20 protein-coding genes are annotated in these 22085 nt (G+C 70.8%); 12 read left to right on the plus strand and 8 right to left on the minus strand.

Annotated elements, in window-relative coordinates:
- Positions 1-4 precede the first annotated feature (4 nt).
- On the plus strand, positions 5-385 hold the full coding sequence (locus ACFYWS_RS23030; RefSeq protein WP_389279532.1) for a YchJ family protein: 381 nt from the start codon (positions 5-7) through the stop codon (positions 383-385).
- A gap of 22 nt (positions 386-407) precedes the next feature.
- On the opposite strand, the gene ACFYWS_RS23035 is transcribed toward ACFYWS_RS23030, so the two are convergent.
- The gene (locus ACFYWS_RS23035; protein ID WP_389279534.1) at positions 408-1109 is read right to left on the minus strand and encodes a FadR/GntR family transcriptional regulator; all 702 of its coding nucleotides are present in this window, start codon (positions 1107-1109) and stop codon (positions 408-410) included.
- Between the two features lie 130 nt (positions 1110-1239).
- Here ACFYWS_RS23035 and ACFYWS_RS23040 point away from each other — a divergent pair, with 130 nt between their 5' ends.
- Together ACFYWS_RS23040 and ACFYWS_RS23045 are read left to right on the plus strand one after the other, a co-directional pair.
- On the plus strand, positions 1240-1764 hold the full coding sequence (locus tag ACFYWS_RS23040; RefSeq protein WP_389279536.1) for a gluconokinase: 525 nt from the start codon (positions 1240-1242) through the stop codon (positions 1762-1764).
- Between the two features lie 57 nt (positions 1765-1821).
- Positions 1822-3228 (plus strand): gluconate:H+ symporter, encoded by a 1407-nt coding sequence (locus ACFYWS_RS23045; protein WP_389279538.1) that lies wholly within the window; start codon positions 1822-1824, stop codon positions 3226-3228.
- A 113-nt stretch (positions 3229-3341) separates the two neighbouring features.
- On the opposite strand, the gene ACFYWS_RS23050 is transcribed toward ACFYWS_RS23045, so the two are convergent.
- Entirely contained in the window at positions 3342-4895 is a 1554-nt protein-coding gene (locus tag ACFYWS_RS23050; protein WP_389279540.1) for an APC family permease, read from the minus strand.
- A 38-nt stretch (positions 4896-4933) separates the two neighbouring features.
- Positions 4934-5911 (minus strand): hypothetical protein, encoded by a 978-nt coding sequence (locus tag ACFYWS_RS23055; RefSeq protein ID WP_389279542.1) that lies wholly within the window; start codon positions 5909-5911, stop codon positions 4934-4936.
- 156 nt (positions 5912-6067) lie between these two features.
- Between ACFYWS_RS23055 and ACFYWS_RS23060 the strand changes: the two genes are divergently transcribed.
- The 3 genes from ACFYWS_RS23060 to ACFYWS_RS23070 are packed head-to-tail and all read left to right on the plus strand — an operon-like array spanning position 6068 to position 7344.
- The gene (locus tag ACFYWS_RS23060) at positions 6068-6589 is read left to right on the plus strand and encodes an NUDIX hydrolase (protein WP_389279544.1); all 522 of its coding nucleotides are present in this window, start codon (positions 6068-6070) and stop codon (positions 6587-6589) included.
- A 39-nt stretch (positions 6590-6628) separates the two neighbouring features.
- A complete protein-coding gene (locus ACFYWS_RS23065) occupies positions 6629-7021 on the plus strand; it encodes a YidH family protein (RefSeq protein WP_389279546.1) in 393 nt (130 codons plus the stop codon).
- Entirely contained in the window at positions 7018-7344 is a 327-nt protein-coding gene (locus ACFYWS_RS23070; RefSeq protein WP_389279548.1) for a DUF202 domain-containing protein, read from the plus strand. The genes ACFYWS_RS23065 and ACFYWS_RS23070 overlap by 4 nt, the downstream gene beginning before the upstream one ends.
- Positions 7345-7365: 21 nt before the next feature.
- On the opposite strand, the gene ACFYWS_RS23075 is transcribed toward ACFYWS_RS23070, so the two are convergent.
- A complete protein-coding gene (locus tag ACFYWS_RS23075) occupies positions 7366-8301 on the minus strand; it encodes an NADP-dependent oxidoreductase (protein WP_389279550.1) in 936 nt (311 codons plus the stop codon).
- A gap of 90 nt (positions 8302-8391) precedes the next feature.
- Here ACFYWS_RS23075 and ACFYWS_RS23080 point away from each other — a divergent pair, with 90 nt between their 5' ends.
- Positions 8392-8688: a hypothetical protein gene (locus tag ACFYWS_RS23080; protein ID WP_389279552.1), complete on the plus strand. Its 297-nt coding sequence runs from the start codon at positions 8392-8394 to the stop codon at positions 8686-8688.
- 185 nt (positions 8689-8873) lie between these two features.
- Entirely contained in the window at positions 8874-9902 is a 1029-nt protein-coding gene (locus tag ACFYWS_RS23085) for a phosphotransferase family protein (protein WP_389279554.1), read from the plus strand.
- Between the two features lie 149 nt (positions 9903-10051).
- Here ACFYWS_RS23085 and ACFYWS_RS23090 read toward each other — a convergent pair whose 3' ends face one another.
- Entirely contained in the window at positions 10052-10645 is a 594-nt protein-coding gene (locus ACFYWS_RS23090) for a TetR/AcrR family transcriptional regulator (protein WP_389279556.1), read from the minus strand.
- A 26-nt stretch (positions 10646-10671) separates the two neighbouring features.
- Positions 10672-12360 (minus strand): class I adenylate-forming enzyme family protein, encoded by a 1689-nt coding sequence (locus ACFYWS_RS23095; protein ID WP_389279558.1) that lies wholly within the window; start codon positions 12358-12360, stop codon positions 10672-10674.
- Positions 12361-12522: 162 nt separating this feature from the next.
- On the opposite strand from ACFYWS_RS23095, the gene ACFYWS_RS23100 reads away from it, so the two are divergent.
- The 3 genes from ACFYWS_RS23100 to ACFYWS_RS23110 all read left to right on the plus strand — a co-directional run bounded on the left by ACFYWS_RS23100 (position 12523) and on the right by ACFYWS_RS23110 (position 16558).
- Positions 12523-13785: an exo-beta-N-acetylmuramidase NamZ domain-containing protein gene (locus ACFYWS_RS23100; RefSeq protein ID WP_389279560.1), complete on the plus strand. Its 1263-nt coding sequence runs from the start codon at positions 12523-12525 to the stop codon at positions 13783-13785.
- Between the two features lie 145 nt (positions 13786-13930).
- Positions 13931-15184: an MFS transporter gene (locus ACFYWS_RS23105; RefSeq protein ID WP_389279819.1), complete on the plus strand. Its 1254-nt coding sequence runs from the start codon at positions 13931-13933 to the stop codon at positions 15182-15184.
- Between the two features lie 93 nt (positions 15185-15277).
- Positions 15278-16558: a serine-threonine protein kinase gene (locus ACFYWS_RS23110; RefSeq protein WP_389279562.1), complete on the plus strand. Its 1281-nt coding sequence runs from the start codon at positions 15278-15280 to the stop codon at positions 16556-16558.
- A gap of 21 nt (positions 16559-16579) precedes the next feature.
- Here ACFYWS_RS23110 and ACFYWS_RS23115 read toward each other — a convergent pair whose 3' ends face one another.
- Positions 16580-19447, minus strand: a complete 2868-nt coding sequence (locus tag ACFYWS_RS23115; protein ID WP_389279564.1) for a penicillin acylase family protein — start codon at positions 19445-19447, stop codon at positions 16580-16582.
- A gap of 264 nt (positions 19448-19711) precedes the next feature.
- Here ACFYWS_RS23115 and ACFYWS_RS23120 point away from each other — a divergent pair, with 264 nt between their 5' ends.
- On the plus strand, positions 19712-20314 hold the full coding sequence (locus tag ACFYWS_RS23120) for a hypothetical protein (RefSeq protein WP_389279566.1): 603 nt from the start codon (positions 19712-19714) through the stop codon (positions 20312-20314).
- A gap of 99 nt (positions 20315-20413) precedes the next feature.
- Here ACFYWS_RS23120 and ACFYWS_RS23125 read toward each other — a convergent pair whose 3' ends face one another.
- A complete protein-coding gene (locus ACFYWS_RS23125) occupies positions 20414-22030 on the minus strand; it encodes an immunity 49 family protein (RefSeq protein ID WP_389279568.1) in 1617 nt (538 codons plus the stop codon).
- Positions 22031-22085 lie beyond the last annotated feature (55 nt).

The raw sequence follows: 22085 nt of genomic DNA on the forward strand, positions 1-22085 counted from the left end.
GCCCATGTCGCACACCTCCCCCACCTGCCCCTGCGGGCTCCCCTCCGCCTACGAAGACTGCTGCGGGCGCTATCACTCCGGCGCCTCGGCCGCTCCCTCCGCCGAAGCGCTGATGCGGTCCCGGTACGCCGCGTTCGTTCGGCAGGACGGTCCGTACCTGCTGCGGACCTGGCATCCGGACACCCGGCCGCCCGGGATCGACTTCGACGATGCTCCACGGTGGACCGGGCTTGAGATCGTGGAGGCGGTCGACGGGTCCGCGTTCCACCAGCGCGGCACCGTCACCTTCCGCGCCCGCTACCAGGGCGGCGAGCTGCACGAGCGCAGCCGGTTCTCCCGGGTGGACGGGGCGTGGGTGTACGTCGACGGGGACTTCATCGAGTAACTCCGGGGCACGGCAAGGGAGTTCAGGGCGCCAGGATGTCCAGCTCGTGCAGCGCGCCCACCGCGATCTCGCGCGTGAGCCCCTCCGCGCGCTCCGCGTTCCGCTCGCGTACCGCCTCCGCGACCTTGACGTGGAGGCTGACCGCCGCCGGGTCCGGGTCCTCGAACATGACCTGGTGGTGGGTGCGGCCCGCGAGGACCTCGGCCACCAGGTCACCCAGGTGGGCGAACATCTCGTTGCCCGACGCGTTCAGGACGATCCGGTGGAACTCGACGTCGTGGCGGAGGTACGCCTCCAGCTGCTGGCCCCGTGACGTCGCCACCATGCCGAGCGCGCACTCGGTCAGCGCCGCGCACTGCTCCGCGCTCGCGCTCCGCGCGGCCAGGCCCGCGGCGACCGGCTCGACCGCCGAGCGGAGCACCGTCAGCGAGCGCAGCTGGCGCGGGCGGTCGGCGCCCGCGAGGCGCCAGCGGATGACCTGCGGGTCGTAGACGTTCCACTCCTCGGCGGGCCGCACCGTCACGCCGACGCGGCGCCGCGAGGCCACGAGATGCATCGACTCCAGGACGCGCACCGCCTCCCGCATGACCGAGCGGGACACCTCGAAGCGCTTGGCGAGTTCATCCGTGCGCAGCACACTGCCGGCGGGGTACTCGCCCGCCGTGATCGCGGGGCCGAGGCTTTCCAGTACGCGGGCATGCAGGCCGCGGCCCATTGTGGTCATGGGAGAACCCTAGCCCGGAGCTCAATGGTCTGACTTATATGTCACACCCCCTTGAATTAATCAGACCTATTGGGTTTCAGTGTGGTGTCACAGCGATGTCGACGAAGACAGCGAAGCGAGGCAGTACCCGATGAGCACCCCCCACGTCGTCGTGGTCATGGGCGTCGCAGGAACCGGTAAGACAACGATCGGTCCCCTGCTCGCCGAACGGCTCGGCGTTCCGTACGCCGAGGGCGACGACTTCCACCCTGAGGCCAACATCGAGAAGATGTCGGCCGGCACTCCCCTGACGGACGAGGACCGCTGGCCCTGGCTCGACGCCATCGGCCGCTGGGCGCACAGCCGTGCGGGGCTCGGCGGAGTGGTCTCCAGCTCCGCCCTCAAGCGCAGCTACCGCGACCGGCTGCGGGCCGAGGCCCCCGGCGCCGTCTTCGTCCACCTCACCGGCTCGCGCGAGCTGATCGAGGACCGGATGGGGCATCGCGAGGGGCACTTCATGCCCACCTCGCTGCTCGACTCGCAGTTCGCCACGCTCCAGCCGCTCGCGGCGGACGAGGCGGGCGTGGCCGTCGATGTCGCGGGATCACCCGAGGAGATCGCGGACCGGGCCACCGCGGCCCTGGCCGAGCTCGACTCCCCCGCCGCGACCGCGTAACCACCCCTCACACCGGCAAGCTCTCCCCGTCCCCCCACTCGTTCAAGGGATACAACCGTGACCAGACTCAGCGTCGAGATGCTGGCAGCGGACACCGTCGAGCCGATCACGTCCGCGGGCCATGCCCAGCTCGGGATCGCCGTGCTCGCGGGAATCGCCGTCATCGTCCTGCTCATCACCAAGTTCAAGATGCACGCCTTCCTGGCGCTGACCATCGGCTCGCTCGCGCTCGGCGCGTCCGCCGGTGCGCCGCTGGACAAGGTGATCGAGAGCTTCAGCGCCGGACTCGGTGACACCGTCGCCGGCGTCGGCGTGCTGATCGCGCTCGGCGCGATCCTCGGCAAGCTGCTCGCCGACTCGGGCGGCGCCGACCAGATCGTCGACACGATCCTCGCCAAGGCCGGCAAGTCCGGCGGCAAGGCCATGCCGTGGGCCATGGTGCTCATCGCGGCCGTGATCGGTCTGCCGCTCTTCTTCGAGGTCGGCATCGTCCTGCTGATCCCCGTCGTCCTGATGGTCGCCAAGCGCGGCAACTACTCGCTGATGCGGATCGGCATCCCGGCCCTCGCGGGTCTGTCCGTCATGCACGGTCTGATCCCGCCGCACCCCGGCCCGCTCGTCGCGATCCAGGCGGTCGACGCCAACCTCGGCCTCACGCTCGCGCTCGGCATCCTCGTCGCCATCCCGACGGTGATCATCGCCGGCCCGGTCTTCTCGAAGTACGCGGCCAAGTGGGTCGACGTCCCGGCGCCCGAGAAGATGATCCCGGCGCGCGCCTCCGACGACCTGGAGAAGCGTCCGAGCTTCGGCGCCGCCGTCGCGACGATCCTGCTGCCGGTCGTGATGATGCTGTCCAAGGCCCTGGTCGACGTCATCGTGGACAACCCGGACGCCACCGTCCAGCGCGTGTTCGACGTGGTCGGCAACCCGATGATCGCGCTGCTCGCCGCCGTCGTCGTCGCCATGTTCACCCTGGGCCGCCCGGCGGGCTTCACCAAGGGCAAGGTGCTGTCCACCACCGAGAAGTCGCTCGGCCCGATCGCGGGCGTGCTGCTCATCGTGGGCGCGGGCGGTGGCTTCAAGGGCACCCTGGTCGACTCCGGAGTCGGCGAGATGATCATGGAGATCTCCAAGGACTGGGGGCTCCCGACGCTGCTGCTCGCCTGGCTCATCGCGGTCGTCATCCGCGTCGCCACGGGTTCGGCGACGGTCGCCACGGTCTCCGCCGCCGGTCTGGTCGCGCCCCTCGCGGCCGACATGACCGACACGCACACGGCGCTGCTCGTCCTGGTGATCGGCGCGGGTTCGCTGTTCTTCAGCCACGTCAACGACGCCGGTTTCTGGCTGGTCAAGGAGTACTTCGGGCTCACCGTCGGCCAGACCGTGAAGACCTGGTCGCTCATGGAGACGATCATCTCCGTGGTCGCGGGGGCGCTGGTGCTGTTGCTGTCCTTGGTGATCTAGCGGTTGGCCTGGCCGCAACGCACAAGGGCGCCCCACCGAGTGGTGGGGCGCCCTTGTTGTGTGTGGGCTGCGGCGGTGTGACGGACTCGGGGCTCTGCCCCGGACCCCGCGCCTCAATCGCCGGCGGGGCTCCCCTGACTGGACTTCTGGTCCAGTTGGAAGGCCTCGTTGCCGAGGCCGATGCGGGCGTGGGCCTGGGGGTTCTTGCGGCGGAGGAGCAGGCCGTACGCCGCGCCCGCCAATGCGGCCAGGACGATGATGCCCGGGAGGATCCAGTTGAGCGCGGAGTTCGGGCCCGAGCCGACCAGGACGTCGAAGTCCTTGACCGTGTAGCCGGCGATCACGAGCAGGGCGAGGCCCGCCACGCCCGACGCCACGAGCCGCCAGGCCTGCGCCGCCGCGGCCCCGCGCCGCGCGAAGAACACGATGACGGCGAGGGACGCCGTGGCCATGAGGACGATGACGCCGAGCGCGCCCACGTTGCCGCCCCACGTGAACAGGTGCAGGACCGGCGCCGTCGGGTCACCGAACGGTCCGTCGTCGGCGACCGCGAAGCCGACGACCGCGATCAGCGCGATCACCGACTGCAGCACCGAGGCCTTGCCGGGCGCGCCGGTCGCCGTGTTCGTCCGCCCGAACGCGGCGGGCAGCAGCCCCTCGCGCCCCATCGCGAACGCGTACCGCGCCACCACGTTGTGGAAGCTGAGCAGCGCCGCGAACATGCCCGTCACGAACAGGACATGGACGACGTCGGTGAACGCGCCGCCGAGCCGGTCCTCCGTCAGCCCGAACAGCAGACCCGCCGACTGCTCGCGGGCCGCGCCCACGATGCCCGAGGGCCCCGTCGCCACCGTCATCGCCCACGAGCTGAACGCGAAGAAGAGCGCGACGCCGCCGACCGCGAGGAACATCACGCGCGGCACCAGGACGTGCGGCCTGCTGGTCTCCTCCGCGTACACCGGGGCCTGCTCGAAGCCGGTGAACGCGGCGATGCAGAAGCACAGCGCCGTGCCGAGCCCGACGCCCGAGAGGGTCTCCGGGTTGAAGGCGTGCAGGGACAGGCCCTGGGGGCCGGGGTCGCCGATGGCCGCGATGTCGAAGACGACCACGACGGCGACCTCGATGAGCAGCAGCACACCGAGGACCTTCGCGTTCACGTCGATCTTCAGCAGGCCGAGCGCGCCGACGGCGAGGACGGCCACCAACGCCGGTATCCACCAGGCGAGTTCGAGGTTCAGATACTGCTCGGCGATGCCCGCGACCTCGTAGCCGAACAGTCCGAAGATGCCGACCTGCAGCGAGCTGTAGGCGACGAGCGCGACGAGGGCCGCCGCGGCGCCGGCGGTCGGACCGAGACCGCGGGCGATGTACGCGTAGAACGCTCCGGCGTTGTGCACGTGCCGGCTCAACTCCGCGTAGCCGACGCTGAAGAGGGCGAGCACGACGCCGAGGAGAAGGAAGAGCAGCGGCATGCCGACCACTCCCATCACCGCGAACGTCGTCGGCATGACGCCCGCGACGACCATCAGCGGCCCGGTCGCGGCGAGCACGGAGAGCAGCAGCCCCGCCGTACCGAGCCGCCCGGCGCGCAGCGCGCTCGTCTCGCCCAGATACGTGTGAATGGCCGGATCCTGCGCGACCTCGGGCGGTCGCTCGCTCGCGCTCATGGGGGGACGTCCCTTCCTTCGTGCGGTGAAGTGGTGGTCTACACCGAGCCGAGCGCGGCGCTGCGCGCGACCCGGAACGCTTCGTACGGGTCCCGGTCCGGATACGACCAGGGGTGCGGTGTGCTGTACCGGCCGATCCGGTGGAACAGGGCGGCGGCCTCGGCGGGGCGGCCCTCGCAGTACTTCGCGTGCGCGAGGTAGTTGAGGTCGATGCGGCCGCGCGGGTGCGAGGCACCGGTTCGCTCACGCGCGGCGCCCCACTCCAGCCACCAGTCGAACGCGGCCTTCAGGACGAGCCGGGCGCGCCGCCCCGACCAGTGCCCGGACGCCTTCGGGTCGTCGGAGAGCGAACCCGCGCGCGCGAGCACCCGGTAGCGCTCGGCGTGCGCGACGACCGGAAGCAGCGCCAACGGCGAGTCCGGCGCGACCTGTTCGGAGGCCCAGGACGCGAAGTCGTACACCTCGTGCAGCGGGTCCTGCCCGACGTCGGCGCGCCGCTCGGCGAGCCGCGCGACCATCAGGTGGTGCGCGTGGTGGTGCCCGGGGTGCCTCAGGCGTACCTCGTCGAAGAGCCGCACGACGTCCTCCTCGCTGCCCAACTCCCGTTCCAGGAGCATCAGCCCGAGCAGTGGCGTCGGATCGTCGGGTACGAGTTCCGCGGCCTGTGCGCAGGCGGCGCGCGCCTTCTCGGGGCGGTCGTGGCCCTCGACGGCGCGCAGCACGCCCGCGCAGGCGAGCAGGACGACCGCGTCCGTGGAGTCGGGTTCGGCGAGCAGCCAGTCACGGGCCCAGACCCGGGCCGTGGGTTCGCCCGCGAGGCCGAGGACGCGGTGGCCGCGCAGGTCCCAGTCGGAGCCGGTGGCGCGGAGCAGGGATCTGACCTCGGTCCAGCGGCCACGGGCGAGGGCCGAGCGGGCCGCGACGAGTTCGGCGTCGTCGAGTGCGGGGTCACCGAAGGGAGGGAGGTGCGCCGGCTTCTTGCGGGCGCGCCCGAGCGGAGGCGGGGGAGGGGGCACCGCGGCGGGATCCTTACGACTGTTCAGATATGGGTGAGTCGGATATGGGTGAGATGGACTACAGGTCGATGATCAAGCACAGCAAACCGGTATGGAGGTGTCCGCGTCAAGGGCGGGCGGGGGCGCCCCTCTGGCGGCCCGTCTAGCCTGCCGTTCATGAACCCCGCTGAAGTGAATCCCGCCGAGGAGATCCTCGACATCGTCGACGAGCAGGACCGGGTGATCGGCCAGGCACCGCGCGGCGAGGCCTACGCGAAGCACCTGCGTCACCGGTGCGCGTTCATCCTCGCCAGGAACCCGGCAGGCGACATCTTCGTGCACCGCCGCACCCCCACCAAGCTCGTCTTCCCCTCCCACTACGACATGTTCGTCGGCGGAGTGGTCGGCGCCGGCGAGACGTACGACGAGGCGGCGCTGCGCGAGGCGGAGGAGGAGTTGGGGGTGAGCGGACTCCCGCGGCCCACCCCGCTGTTCACGTTCCTGTACGAGGGTGATGCCGGACAGTCCTGGTGGAGCTACGTCTACGAGGTCACCTTCGACCTGCCGGTGCGCCCGCAGGCAGAGGAGATCGACTGGCACGCGTTCCTGAGCCCCGACGAGCTGGAGCGGCGGATCGGCGAGTGGGACTGGACGCCGGACGGGCTCGCCGCCTACGAGCGGTGGAAGACGCGCAGGTGACCCGCGGGCCGCGGGAGCCCCGCGGGTAATGTGCCGCGGGTGATCGAATTTGTACGCAGTATCCGTCTCTGGTTCGCGCCGGAGCGGATCAGAGACGAGGGTGACACGCCCGACTACCGCTTCTCGCTCGCCAACGAACGCACCTTCCTGGCGTGGGTGCGCACCGCGCTCGCGCTGATCGGTGGCGGTTTCGCCGTGGACCAGTTCCTGCCGGACCTGCGCTGGGGCTGGCGTGTCGGGCTCGCGCTCGCGCTGCTCGCGGCGGGCGCGCTGTGCTCGCTGCGGGCCGTGGGGCACTGGGTGCGCAGCGAGTTGGCGATGCGGCGCGGCGAGGACCTGCCGGTGTCGAGGTTCCCCGCGGTACTCGGTGTGGTGGTGGCGCTCGTCTCGGTGGCCATGGTCGTCATCGTGTTCGTGGGGTGGGAGGGGTGAGCGAGGCGGGCGCGCCCGTGCGCGACCCCGGGCTCCAGCCCGCCCGGACGCGGCTCGCGTGGCGGCGTACGACGCTGTCGGGCACGGTCGCCGCGGTGCTCGCGTTGAAGGCGACGCTGAGCAGCGACGCGGGTCCTGTGCGGTTCGTGGCCGCGGCACTTTGCCTGCTGCTGTGGCTGGGCTTCGTGGCGGTCGCCCACCAGCGGATCACCGGGCTCGCCCGGCACGAGGTCGCGCCGCCCGTGCTGACCCGGCGGCAGGCGGCGGCCGCCGCGCTGTGCACGGTGGCGATCACCCTGTGCGCGGCGGTGCTCATCACGTGAGGGCGCGGGGGCGGGGCGCGGTCACTCGGCCCAGTCGACCGTGACCACCACTTTCCCGCGTGTGCGGCCCGTCTCGATCAACTCGTGGGCGCGCGCCGCCTCGTGGAGCGGGAGCGCCTCGTCTACGTGCACCGTCACCACGTCGGCCTCGGCGAGCGCCGTGAGGCGGGCGAGGTCGGCGGCGTCGGGGCGCACCCAGCAGTACCGTCCGCCGAGTCCGGTCACGTCGCCGTCGGCGATGGAGGCGAGCCGGCCGCCGGGGGCCAGCAGTTCGGCGGAGACCCGCAGCGTCTCGCCGCCCACCGTGTCGAACGCCGCGTCGACGCCCTCCGGGGCCAGCGCCCGGACCCGTTCGGCGAGGCCGTCCCCATAAGTGACCGGTTCCCCGCCGAGTTCCCGTACGTACGCGTGGTTGCGCTCGCTCGCGGTGCCGATGACGCGGGCGCCGAAGTGCCGGGCGAGCTGCACGGCGAACGAGCCGACGCCGCCGGCGGCCGCGTGCACCAGGACCACGTCGCCCTCCTGCACCTGTAGGCCGCCGGTCAGCACCTGGAGCGCGGTGAGCCCGGCGAGCGGCAGGCCGGCCGCCTCCTCGAACGTGAGGTTGCGGGGCTTGTGGGCGAGGGTGCGCACGGGCGCGGCCACGTACTCGGCGAAGGTGCCGCGGGACAGGAAGTCCTCGCGTACGTACCCGATGACCTCGTCGCCCGGCGCGAACTCGGTGACGGCGACGCCGGGTTGGACCACCACGCCGGACACGTCCCAGCCGGGGATCACCGGGAAGACGGGGTCGAGCAGCGCGTCCAGGTGCCCGGCGCGGCAGTGCCGGTCCACCGGGTTCACGGCGGCGGCCCGCACCTTCACCAGGACCGAGTCGGGTCCCACCTTGGGGTCGCGGACCTCGCCGTACTCGAGGACTTCAGGGCCGCCGTACGAGCGGTAAGTGATCGCTTTCATGGCCGGAGGCTCCCATAGGCAAAGATAGGGAGCATTTCGGACTAGCCTGGGAGGGTCAGCCCAGGCCGTCCGTCACCGAAGGTGAGCGCCATGACCACCCTCCACCAGGAACACCCCGCCCACGAGCACACGCACGGCCCGTCCTGCGGCCACCAGGAGGTGCCGCACGGGGACCACGTCGACTACGCGCACGACGGGCATCTGCACGCCCAGCACGGCGGGCACTGGGACGAGTGCGAGCCGGCGGGGCACGTCGCGCACGACGGGCACGAGCACCGGCACGGCGCGGACTGCGGCCACGACGCGGTCACGCACGGCGACCATGTCGACTACCTGCACGACGGCCACCGGCACGCCGAGCACGCGGGGCACTGGGACGACCACTGATCCCGTCCCGCAGGAGGCAGGGTCCGGCGGATTCCGCCGGGCCCTTTCGTATGCGGACGGAGCGGCTCGCCGTAAGAACGATCACGTTTGTGTGAGCCCCTGGACGCCATACCGACTGGTCGGCATGATGGCAGCCACTGTTGGCCGCACCAGCCCGTTACCGCCCGGATTCTCGGAGGACCGCGATGAGTCACCCCCCAGGCCTTGACCTCGACCAGCTGCGCGCCCATCTCGACCGGGAGCGCCCTGGCCTGGTCGCCGGGCCGCTGACCGGGCGGCTCATCGAGGGCGGGCGCTCGAACCTGACGTACCAGGTGAGCGACGGCACCACGACGTGGGTGGTGCGCAGGCCGCCGCTGGGGCACGTGCTCGCGACCGCGCACGACATGAAGCGCGAGCACCGGGTGATCGCGGGGCTGCACTCCACGAACGTGCCGGTGCCGGAGGCGGTGCTGCTGTGCGAGGACGAGGACGTGATCGGGGCGCCGTTCTACGTCATGGAGTTCGTGGAAGGGACGCCGTACCGGACCTCCGACGAGCTCGCCCCGCTCGGACCCGAGCGCACGCGCGCCGCGGTGCTCGGGCTCGTGGACACGCTGGTCGATCTGCACGCGGTGGACCCCGCGGCGGTCGGGCTCGGCGACTTCGGCCGGCCCGAGGGCTTCCTCGACCGGCAGCTGCGCCGCTGGGGCAAGCAGCTGGACGCGTCCCGCAACCGCGAGCTGCCCGGGATCGACGAGCTGCAGGCGGCGCTCGGCCGTGAGCTGCCGACGTCGCCCGCGCCGACGATCGTGCACGGCGACTACCGGCTCGACAACGTGCTCGTACGCCAGGATCCCGACGGGGTCGACCGGATCAAGGCGATCCTCGACTGGGAGATGTCGACGCTCGGCGACCCGCTCACGGACGTGGGCCTGCTGGCGATGTACAGCGCGCGGCTCGACATGCCCGACTCGCCCATCTCCACGACCGCTGCGGCGCCGGGCCACCCCTCCCCCGCCGAGCTGATCGAGCGGTACGCCGAGCGGTCGGGGCGCGACGTGTCGGCGATCGCCTGGTACACCGCGTTCGCCTGGTTCAAGCTGGCCGTGATCCTGGAGGGCATCCACTACCGCTACACCCTCGGCCAGACGGTCGGCGCGGGCTTCGACCGCATCGGCGAACTGGTCCCGGTCTTCATCGACCACGGGCTGCGCACGCTCAAGGGGGCGTGAACCTGTTGCGCGGCGTCGCGGCGCCTCGCAGGGGCCGCCGCCTGGGGTGACTCCGGCCGGAAGGGGGGCGGGCAGGCGATCAGCGGCCGAACGGCCAAGTCGGAGTCAGCGCACCCAAGACGGGTGGGCGTGGGCACGCCACCCGCCGGCTACGGCCGCAGCGCCCGCAGCAGCAGGTCCGCCAGTTGGTCGGCCAGTTGTTGCGGGGCTAGGGGGCCGTCGGGGCGGTACCACGTGGACAGGTGGTGGATCGAGCCGAAGTGGTAGTCGACCACCAGGTCGGCCGGCGTCTCGGTCGTGAAGACGCCGGTCTTCTGCCCCTCTTCGATCAGCGCGCGGAAGCGCTCGTGGTAGCGGCGCCGCTCGGCCCGTACCTGCTTGTTCTTCTCCGGGCTCAGATGGTGCATGGAACGGAAGAAGATCGACGCGTCGTCGAGGTTGTCGATCGTCGTGACGACCACATCCGCGGCAGCGTCCCGCAGCCGCTTCTCGACCGGCTCGTCCCGGTCGGCGAACGCGTCGAGCCGCTCCTGCTGGAGGCGCAGCACGCGCGCGTACACCTCGTGCAGCAGATCGTCCTTCGAGCCGAAGTAGTGGTAGAGGGCGCCCTTCGTGACGCCCGCCGCCTCCACGATCTCCTGCACGGACGTGCGGTCGTAGCCACGGTCGGCGAACAGCCGGGTGGCGGCCGCGAGGAGTCGTTGCGGGACGGGGGTGCCGTCGCCGTCGGTCGTCCTGGGCACTGCCGCCACCTGCCTTTCCGTAGTTCTCAGCCTTGTACTGACGGGGAACGCAGTTCCCGCCGGAGGATCTTCCCACTCGCGGTCTTCGGCAGCTCCCCCAGGACTTCCACCTCGCGCGGATACTTATAGGCCGCCAGGCGCTCCTTGCAGTACGCGGACAGGTCCTCGGGGCTCGCCTCCGCTCCCGGGCGCAGGCTCACATACGCCTTCACGCTCTCGCCCCGGTACGCGTCCGGGATGCCGACGACCGCCGCCTCGCGCACGGCGGGGTGGCCGTAGAGGACGTCCTCGACCTCGCGGGGCCACACCTTGAACCCGGACGCGTTGATCATGTCCTTCTTGCGGTCGACGACGTACAGCCAGCCGTCGGAGTCCATGAAGCCGATGTCGCCCGTGCGCAACTCCCCGTCGGGGAAGCCCTCTTCGGTCGCCTCCGGGCGGCGCCAGTAGCCGGGCACGACCTGCGGGCCGCGCACCGCGATCTCGCCCTGCTCCCCGAAGGGCACGTCGCCCCCGTGGTCGTCGACGACGCGGACCACCGTGTCGGGCCCCGGCACGCCCACCGCGAGCGTCCCCGACGCCGGGTCGACCGGCGCCTCGACGCCCGGCGGCACGGACGCGCAGGGCGCCGTGCACTCGGTCAGGCCGTAGCCGTTGTGGATGTACGGGCCGAAGTCGGCGCGGAACTTCTCCACCAGGGCGGGCGGCACGGGCGCCCCGCCCGAGGAGATCGAGTGGAACGACGCGAAGTGCTCACGCGTCGCCTGCGGCTGCGCGCCGAGCGCCATGAAGGCCGTCGAAGGGCCGACCGTGTACGCGGGCCCGTGCTCGGTGAACGCGTCGAGGACGACACCCGGCTCGAAGCGGTAGGCGAGCGCGAGGGTGCCCGCATTGGCAAAGGAGGCGACGAGTTCGCAGACCATGCCGGTGATGTGGAACAACGGCGCGAGCGCGAAGTACGTCGACCCTTCCGGGAGTCCGAGGCCCGTGCGCTGGCGCTCCGCGTTGAAGGTGATGTTGCGGTGCAGGTTGGTGGCGCCCTTCGGGGTGCCGCTCGTACCCGACGTATAGCTGATCAACGCGATGTCGTCGCCGGTGAGTTCGCGACCGTCGGGTGCCTTGTGCCCCGCGTGCGCGACCGCGACGAGGTCGTCGGCGTCCGACGCGCCCGGTTCGACCCGCTCGAAGTTCAGCACCCGCTTGTCGTTGCGCGTCTGGAGGTCAAGCTCGCAGGCGGTCAGCGCGACGCGTACGGAAGAGTCGGCCGCGGTCTCGCGCAGATACGACTCCCAGGCCCGGTCCGAGCAGACGAGCCCGGTCACCTCGGCGTCGTGCAGGACGTGCCGTACCTCGCCCGCCTTGTACATCGGGTTCACCGGGACCACGACCGCGCCGGCCTTGAACGCGCCGAGCAGCGCGAGCACGAAGTGCGGGGAGTTCTGGAGCATGATCGCGACGCGGTCGCCGCGCTCCAGTCCGCGGGCGGCGAGGTGCCCGGCCACGGAGTCGGAGAGCGCGTCCACGTCGGCGTACGAGAGACGGCCGTCGAAGTAGGCGAGGGCCGCGCGGTCCGGGGCGCGGCGCACCGCGTCGGCGAAGGCGTGCACGACGGTGGCGGCCGGGCTGACCGGGGCCTTCTGCGCGTCGTTGAGGACGCCCAGCCAGGGCCTGGCCTCGTAGATCGAACCGGTCTGTCCCTGCGAATCGTGCACCATCGATCTCCTTCGAAAGCTCCCCGAAAGCTCCGGTCTGCCAGGCAGACTAACCAGTCGGTATGTCGCTGGGAAAGAGCTTCGTGGTGTCGGTTCGTTCCGTGCGGCGGATTCCGCGACTAGCGTGCGTGACCACGCCAGTCCCGAAGATCACGGAGGTTCACCATGAACGTGTCGAGACGAGGGCTGCTCGCGGCGAGTGCGGGTGTCGCGGGTGGCTTGGGCATCGGCGGCGGGGCGGCGAGCGCCGCACCCGGCGGCGGACCCGGCATCGGAGGTCCCCGGCTGCGCACCGGCTTCGAGCGCCTGGTGGACAGCGGCTACGCGCTGCTCTCGGGCCAGAAGGTCGGCATGGTCACCAATCCGACCGGTGTCACCCGCGACGTACGGCACATCGTCGACGTGATGCACGCCGACGAGCAGGTCGACCTGAGGGCGGTGTTCGGGCCCGAGCACGGCTTCCGCGGCACGGCGCAGGCGGGCGGCTCCGAGGGGAAGACCGAGGACCCGGCGACCAAACTGCCCGTCTACGACACGTACTTGAAGAGTGGTCAGCCGCTCGCCGACATCTTCACGGAGTCCGGTGTCGACACGATCGTCTTCGACATCCAGGACGTGGGCGCGCGCTTCTACACGTACATCTGGACGCTCTACGACTGCATGGAGGCGGCCCAGCTCGCCGGCAAGCGGTTCGTGGTGCTCGACCGCCCGAACCCGGTGACCGGGCGGAACGCCTACGGGCCCATCCTGGACCGGAAGTTCGCGAGCTTCGTCGGCCGCCGCGAGATCGCGCAGGCGCACGGCATGACGGTCACCGAGCTGGCCCGCCTCTTCAACGCCGAGTACCTGGAGCGCCCCGTCGAGCTGGAGACGGTGCTGATGAGCGGCTGGAAGCGCCGCGACTTCTACGACGCCTCCGGCCTGCCCTGGGTGCCGCCGAGCCCCAACATGCCGACGCCCGAGACGGCCCTCGTCTACTCCGGCACCTGCATGTTCGAGGGCACGCTGCTCTCCGAGGGCCGCGGTACCACCCGCCCCTTCGAACTGCTCGGCGCGGAGGGCATCGACGCGAGCTGGGCGGCGGCCGCCAATGAACTCGCCCTGCCCGGCGTGCACTTCAGGGAGGCGTACTTCGCGCCGACGTTCTCCAAGTTCCAGGGCAAGACGATCGGCGGCGTCCAGATCCATGTCGACGACCGCGAGGCGTTCGAGCCCGTGCGCACCGGCATCGGCCTGCTGGTGACGGCCAAGAAGGCCTGGAAGGGCTTCGGCTGGCGGCCCGACAACGCGATCGACCGGCTCACCGGCTCCACGCGCGTGCGCACGATGGTCGACGCCGGCGCGTCCACGGACGAGATCGTCGGGGCGTGGCAGGAGGAACTGGCCGCGTTCCGGGGCGTACGGCGCAAGTACCTCATGTACAAGTAGCCGCCATCTCGGAATCCGGGACGGGCATTCCAGGATATTGACTGGACCGTACACGGACAACGACAGTCTGCTCGTGCTCAAAGACGAATCGACCAGGGAAGACCTCGACGAGGCGGAACCGGCGCAGGCCTCCGAACCGGAGAGCCTGCGCCGCGTGGCCGTGGCCAGCTTCATCGGCACGGCCATCGAGTTCTACGACTTCTACGTCTACGGAACGGCCGCCGCGCTCGTCCTCAACGCCGCGTTCTTCCCGAACCTCACCCCGATCAACGCCACTCTCGCCTCGTTCTCGACGTACGCCGTCGCGTTCGCGGCCCGCCCGATCGGCTCGCTGATCTTCGGCCACTTCGGCGACCGGATCGGCCGCAAGTCGGTGCTGGTGGCCTCGCTGCTCCTGATGGGCCTGTCGACGGCCTTCGTGGGCCTGCTGCCCGGCTACAGCACCCTTGGCCTGTGGGCGCCGATCCTCCTCGTCCTGCTGCGCTTCCTTCAGGGCGTGGGCCTCGGCGGCGAATGGGGCGGGGCCGCGCTGCTCGCGGTGGAGCACGCGCCGCGCGGCAAACGCGGGTTGTTCGCGGCGTTCCCCCAACTCGGCCCGTCCGTGGGCTTCTTCGCCGCCACCGGCATCTTCTGGCTGCTCTCCGAGTCCCTCTCGGACGACGCCTTCAAGTCCTGGGGCTGGCGCATCCCGTTCCTCCTGTCGTTCCTTCTCGTGGCGGTCGGCCTGTTCGTCCGTCTGAAGATCAGCGAGACGCCGGTCTTCCAGAAGGTGATGGACGAACAGGAGGCAAGCAAGGCACCGGCGTTGGAGGTCTTCAAGCGTCACCCCAAGGAGATCGTGCTCGGCGCCGGCGGCATGATCATCGCGTACGGGCTCTTCTACACGGCCACGACGTACTGCCTCGCCTACGGCACGACGACGCTCGGCGTCCCGCGCTCCACGATGCTCGCCGTGTCGCTGGTGGCGTGCCTGTTCCTCGCGGCCGGCACCTGGCTCGCGGCGACCCGCTCCGACGCGCGCGGCCGCCGCAAGACGGTGCTCGCCGGATCGGTCCTCGCGATCGTGTGGGGCCTGGTCCTGTTCCCGCTGATGGACACCGAGAAGCCGGTGCTCATCGCCCTCGCGCTCGGCGGCGCCCTGTTCTGCATGGGCGTGGTGTACGGGCCGATGGGCGCGTATCTGCCGGAGCTGTTCGGGGCGAAGGTGCGCTACTCCGGCGCCTCCTTCGCGTACAACCTGGGCGGCGTGCTCGGCGGCGCCGTCTCCCCGCTCATCGCGACGCGACTGCAGAGCGCGCTCGGCTCTTCGTCGGTGGGCTGGTACGTGAGCGCCATGGCGGTCGTGTCGCTGCTGTGCGTGCTGGCCCTTCCGGAGACGCGGGAGCGTCAACTCGGTTGATACGTCCGTCAATTGACGGCAGGACATCTGGCCAACTCCCTGGTGCGGCGGGACGATGCGCGGCACGCGTCGCCGAACCACGGGGGTTTCGCCATGTCCGCACCTGAAGTCCACGTACAGCCCTACTGGGAGCTGAGGTTCGACGCCGACGGCGATCCGGATCCCCGGCAGCTCGCCACGCTCCTGCGCGAAGCGCGCCAGGTGCGCGATCTGGTGGTCTTCGCACACGGCTGGAACAACGACCGCTCCATCGCGACCCGCCTGTACGACCGCTTCTTCGCCCCGTTCCCCGCCCTGGCGCCCTCGGCGTCGCTCGGCTACGTAGGCGTGCTGTGGCCGTCGATGCGCTTCACGGACGAGCGGATCCCGGACTTCGACCCGTCGGCCGCCGCCACCACGACCGCCGCCGTCCCTCGGACCACGCTCGACAAGGGCACCCGGCAGGGGCTCGTCGAGGCGTTCCCGCGCGGTGAGCCCGTCGTGGACCTGCTGGCGCGGCGCTTGGAGGAGCAGCCGGAATCGGCGTCCGCGTTCGACGAGTTCGGCGGTCTCGTACGACAGTTGGTCGGGGTCGGGCCCTCGGTGTCCGGCGCCGACACCTCGGAGGACGGCGGGCCGCACAGCACGCCCGCGATGCTCCACGAGGACACCAGGGCCGTGTGCCTGGAGTTCGCGGCGGCCCTGGAGACGGCGGCGGGACCTGCCGCTGCCGCGACCTTCCGGCTGCCCGGAGGGCTCGCGAAGGCGTGGAAGGGCGCGCACGAACTGCTGCGCCAGGCCACGTATTTCGCGATGAAGCGGCGGGCGGGAAAGGTCGGCAAGGCCGGGCTCGGCCCGGCGATCGGGCGGCTCGCCGAGGAGGCGCCGAAGGTGCGGGTGCATCTGGTGGGGCACAGTTTCGGCGCGCGGCTCGTCTCCTTCGCGCTCGCCGGGATGCCGAAGCCCGCCCGCAACGTGAAGTCCGTGACACTCCTTCAGGGCGCTTTCTCCCACTACGCGTTCGCTGGCAGGGGTGCACTGAAGGGGCGGCAGGCGAGGGTGGACGGGCCGCTGGTGGCGTGTTTCTCTCGGCACGACACGGCGCTGAGCGTGATGTACCCGCTGGCGTCGAGGCTCGCGGGCGACGACAGGACGCTGGTCGATCTCGGCGAGCGCTGGGGCGCGCTCGGGCACGACGGCTTCCAGGACGTCGACGGCGCGGTGCGCTTCACGCTGGCGGACGTGCTGCGGGCCGGGGTGCCGGGCGCGGGCTGTGTGAGCGTGGACGCGGCGCAGGTGGTGCGCCATGGGCCCCCGCCTTCGGGGGCCCACAGCGACATCTGCCACGCGGAGTTGGCGCGGGTGGTGCTCGGTGCGGGGCGGGTCACCAAGTAGGCGGCCGCCCCGCTTCGCGCTCTAACGATGCGCGGGGAACTCCACGACCTGCTGGTACGTGGGCCGGTTCTGCCACTGGATGTTGCGGTGCGTGATGCCGCCGACGGCGCGGTGGCCGATGCTGTCGGCGCACCACTGGTCGCCCGCCTTGCAGGTGTCGTCGCCGGGGTACACCTCGGTGGCCGGCTTGGCGGCGGCCTCGGCCAGGGTGGCGAGGAGGACGTCGCGGCAGGCCGAGAGGTCGCCGGAGCCGCAGTACGTGGCGCCGAGCTTCCCCTTCACCGGCTCGCCGAGCACGGACCTGAGGTCCTTGTCGGCGTAGCCCCACCAGCCGTACTGGAAGGCGGATCCGGCGTGCGCGCCGGTGGGTCCGTGGCCGGCGGACGGCGCTTCGTCGACGGCCAGTTGTGAGGTCAGTGACGTGTAGAGCTCGTCGCCGAGGCCGGGCTTGAACTCGGCCTCGACCATGAGCGGCCACCAGGCGTCCATGATCCGTACGGCGTCGGGGTGGGTGTACGTCTTGGACCCGGCGGATGTCTGGTTGCGCTGGGAGCCCGCCTTCTCCCATGCCTCCAACTGCTGGACGGCCTTGGTCAGTCGCGGGTTGTCGAGGTCGCCGAGCGGTTTGCTGCGGATGACCTTGAGCATCTCGGGGAGCACCTGCTCGCCGCGCAGGTCCGTGACGGCGGCCTCCTCCATGGCCCGGGTGAGCGAGGCCCTGGTGACGCCGCCCCGCTCGGTGAGCTTCTTCACCCGGTCGTTCAGCAGATCGCCGCGGTGGACCGCGCCCATGCTGAAGTTGGGTGACGAGAAGCCCTTGGCCTGCTTGTTGTTCCAGGAGACGTAGTAGTCCTGGTCGACCGAGTTCGGGTGCTGGGAAGGGGGCGTCTCGGCGGACGTGTTGTTCGCCGGGTCGAAGTCCTTCCACTCATAGGCCCGTTCGCCCCGCACCGGCAGCGACATGTCGACGTCCTTGGCGCGCACCGGGTTAGTGCCGCTGTTGTAGTACGCGATGTCGCGGGAGTCGGCGTAGAACCAGTTGAACGCGTAGTTGATGTGCTGCGCCGCTTTCTGGAACGTCGCGGCGTCCTTGACGTAGGTCGGGTCGTTCAGCATCTGGAAGCCGAGGATCGAGTCGGCCTCGTGGCGGTACGTGGAGCGAAGTGCCGTGTAGGCGACGGGTTTTCCGCTCACTTCGGCGCGGTGGCTGACGATCCCGTACTTCGTACGGAAGATCTGCATCCGGTAGGAGCCCGCGGCCGTGGAGTCGGCGATCGTCGGCTTCCAGGCGTTCTTCTTCTCCAGCTTCTCCATGGGCGTGCAGGTGCCGCGGTACATGTACGAGGTCGACCGCCTGGTGGGCGCGGAGCCGTCGGGCTCGCACAGCGGGACCGCGTACGTGTCGGTGATGTCCTGGGTCGCCGAGGTCGCGGACCACGCGTAGTCCTGGCCGCGGCCGAGCTGGACGTACATGCCGACGCCGGCGAAGGAGACGCCGCGCGCGCTGATGCCGGGGCCCTGGAGCTCCTGCATCATCAGCAGCTGCGGCGCGAAGTAGCCGGTCTGCGGGCCGAACACGGCGACCGGGTTGCCGGATGCGGAGTGCTTGCCGGAGACGAGGAGGGCGTTCGACATGCCCTTCTTGGACGCCGACCGCGTGAACAGGTCGGAGGGCAGCACGCCGTCGTCGTTCATGCCCTGGAGCGGCTTGAGCTTGGAGGGTGCCCGGACCGGGTCCTTCTTCACCTCCGAAGACTCCGTCGCGGCCGAGCCCTCCTTGTCGTACACGAGGGGCTCCTTCTCCACCGAGCCCTTGTCGGGGAGCGCCTCCCCGCGCGCGTGCTCGGGCTTCTCGCCGTACGGGAAGCGGGTGCCGTCGTGGATCGTGGTGACGGCCTCCGGGTCCTCGCGGCCGCGGAAGGACTCCCAGACGTCGGTGCCCTTCTGGACGCCGTACTTCTCCTGCGTCTTGAGCAGCGAGAGCGCGGCGTCGACCTCTCCGCCGCCGCCGTTGCCGAAGAGTCCGCCGACCACGGAGGCCAGCGCGATCATGTCGGTCACCTTGAACGGCTGGATCTCGCCCACGTTCGTGATCGCGTCGACCTTGCCCGTGAGCACGTACTCGCCGGGGAAGTAGCGGCCGTTCTTCGACTTCTCCCGATAGGCGTTGAGGCCGTCGATATAGGCCTGCGCGTCCTCCATGGCCTGCTTGCCGCGTGCGCCGCCGGTGTTCTTGATGGAGTCGACCTGCTGTTCGAGATCTTTTTCGGTGTACGGGGCCTGCGGCCAGAACTCCTGCTCCAGGCCCTGGTTCGCGAGGGCGCCGCCCGCGAACGACGTCAATTCGCCACGGCCTATGTGGCGGAACAGGTCGATCAACCAGAGGCGGTCCTGACCTGCGGCGAAGCCGGCCCCGAATTCTGTTCCGTAGCGCGAGGAACCTTTGATGTGGGGTACGCCGTTCTTCTTGTCACGGGTGATCGTCACATCCTCGCGGGGGCGGGTGACGGAAGCGACCTGATCATCCTTGACGCCGAAGGAGGAATCGTTGAAGAAGTTTGTGAGTGTGTCATCGGTGAGAGACGGATACCCGGACGACAGCGCGTCATAAGGACCGAGTTGATCGTCGGCGTGCGGAGGCTGGGTACCCAGCAATTTGTTGCCGAGGATCTGGGCGAGGGTGGCGCTGCCGTTCGCTCCGGGCGGCAGGATGTCCGCGCACTGGCCCTTGCAGTAGTCGGTGGCCGGAATCGGTTCGTCGGCGGCGGTCGAGGCGCCCGCCGTCGAAACGGGAGAGAGCAGCCCGGCGGTGAGCACGAGCGCCGCCACGGCCGTAACTCTCTTCGTGAGGGTTCTGTACAGGGTGGTGCGTGGAATGCGACGTCGCATGCCTGGTCCTCCCGACGATGGTGAGCCGGAGGTTACCGACGGTTAGCCCAAGACAGAAGATGAACATGCGTCACGTTTTCGGAAAGCAACAGGGACCACTCAGGTACTCCCCGGCCTCAGAAGGTGACGGTGATGGGCCCCATCGGAAATCGGATGGGACTCGGTGGCCTTCGAAGGGATCCGAATCGCGTGTCGATACGTCTACTCGGCGACGTTGCTTCATGGCTGCGGCGACGCCGACGTACATGACGGAGGTGCAGGGCGATGGCCGGATTCCGAAGTCTGGCGAGACAGGTGCGCGATCCGCTGAGCGATCTGGCACTGCGGCGTTATTCACTGCGCAAGTGCCTTGAGAGATTTGCCCCTTACGGGCACCGAGCGACCTGGGACCACCTCTGCTCCCGGGCGGGGTTCGACCCCGAGGACCGCTCCCCCGACCCGGCCCGCCTCGTCGCGGCGCTGGAGGAACTTGAGGAGGCGCGGGCCGTCTGGCTCGCGTACGAAGTCGCCTTCGCCGAGCGCAGGCGCAAGGAGAAGCACGACGGGCTGCGCCGCCCGGGCACGGTGGACGACTGGCACCGGCTGACCTGGGGCGGCTTCGGAGTCGCCTGGTGCGACGACCCCTCCGTGCATCCCACAGGGCCGCTGGCCGAAGTGCTGCGCAGGCTCATCACGGCACTTGAGCGCGACCCCGGCGCGTGCTGCCCGGTGTGCACGGGCAGCAGCCTGGTCTGGCAGCACGATCTCGCGCACGAACCCTCCTCGGGCCCCGTGTGCACCCGCTGCGGCATCGTCGTGCCGCGGCCCGTCCTGACCCCCATGGCACTGGCGGAGGCCAGGCTGGCGCGGCTGCTTGTCTCCGCGTAGGCCGGCCCACCGCAAGCAGGCGACGTACAGCGCGACGGGGGTGCGGCCCCGAGTCCGGCGCACCCCCTGATACGAACGCCCGGATCCGCGTCCGGATCCCTATCCTGGCGCGACCTCCAGGCGCTGCCGGTTGAGCAAGTACCGCGGCAGGTACGGCAGATCGGTGCGGACCGGGAAGTCCATGTCGTACGCGAGGCAGGCGAGTGCGAGCGGCCCGAGTGCCACGCGGGCGCGCGGTGCCTGCGAATCGCCCCAGTAACCGGCGTGCTGCACAAGGGATTCCGCGAGCGCCTCGCCGAAGGCCTCGTGGTCGTGCGTGAGCAGCCGGTGGAACAGCGCGACGGGCTGGTAGTCGACGAGGTTGAGGAAGTCCTTCGGCGCGAGGGTCGCGGTATCGGGGTGCGAGGCCTTGATGGTGGTGACGAGCAGGTCCACGACGTCGTCGACGGGGCGGCGCAGCCAGTGGCTCTGCAGGACGTCGATCCAGTGCGGCACGTAGTCGTCCACCGGGGCGCCGCCGCGCAGTGTGTCGAGCGGCACCTGGCACAGGCGTGTGGTGCGCTCGCGGTCGCGGGTGACGAGCGTGAGGTAGAAGGCGTCGAGCCAGGCGCGGGCGGCGTCACCCTCCGCCCCCAACTCCGCGTCCTCCTCGGCAGGTTCACCGTCCTTGGCGTGCGCGAACAGCGTGGTGCCGCGCTGCTGCGCCGCGAGCCAGGCGTCCCACGTCTCGGCACGGGCGGCGTCGGGGTCGCTGCGCGCGTGCGCGAGGGCGCCGGCGAGCGCGGCGGCGAAGGGGGCCTCCGGGCCCACGTCCGCCGTGCCCGGGGCGAGTCGGCCCGCACGGTCGAGCGCGCTCAACGCCCGGATCACGTCGCGGAGTTCACGCGGCGCCCCCTCCCCGGTCCCGAGCGAGGTGAGCCGCCCGTCGTGCCACCAGTAGACGCGGGGCGAGAGCGGACCCGGGCCTTCGTCGTGGGCCCGGACGGCGTACGTGGCAAGGTCGTTGAGGGCGTCGGCCGCACTGCCGTCGACGATCGGGTGGAAGGCGAGCAGGTGCCGGGTGGGCACGGCGACGAGGGCGCCCGCGTCCGGCATCCGGCGCCCGGTGACCTCCGCGACGACCTCGGGGAGCACGACGGCCTTGGTCGCCACGGAGTGCGCCTCGCCGTACACGGAGTAGAGAACGGGGTGCCCGTCGAGCCGGACCTCCTCGTGCCGCATCGGCGACCGGGTCAGGGCACGCCGCGCGGCGGCCCACAGCTCGTCCGCCCCGGCCCGCGCCACGTCCTCGTCGGTCAACAGGCGTACGGAGTCGGGCCCTTCGAGCGCGAGCACGAGGCGCAGCCCTTCGGCGACCTCGCGCGCGTGCACCGGCGCCACCGCGCCGCCGACGGCGTCCGCGGGCACGAGCCGCAGACACGTCCCCGCCAGCAGTTCCTCGGCGCCCTCGCCGCCCCGTGAGGCGTCCGCGAGGGCCGCGAAGTGGGCGTCGACGAGCGCGGGCCAGTCCTCCTCGGGCGCCTGCGCACACCGTCGCGCCAGGTTCGCCAGCGGGAAGAGGTGACCGTCGCGCTCGACCGCGTCGCCGTGGAGGACGAGGCCTTCTTCCGCCCCGTATCGCGCCCGTACGCACGCGGCCACGAGCGCCCGGAGCCGCTCGGCCTGCGGCGTCGCGAGCATGGGCAGTTGCGAATCCGGAGCCTCGTTCTCAGTCACGGTGGCGACTCTACGAGGCGTGGGGCGCCCGGAGCGGACCAATCCGGAAGACGGA

The sequence above is a fragment of the Streptomyces sp. NPDC002795 genome (genome assembly GCF_042888725.1).
Classification (GTDB): domain Bacteria; phylum Actinomycetota; class Actinomycetes; order Streptomycetales; family Streptomycetaceae; genus Streptomyces.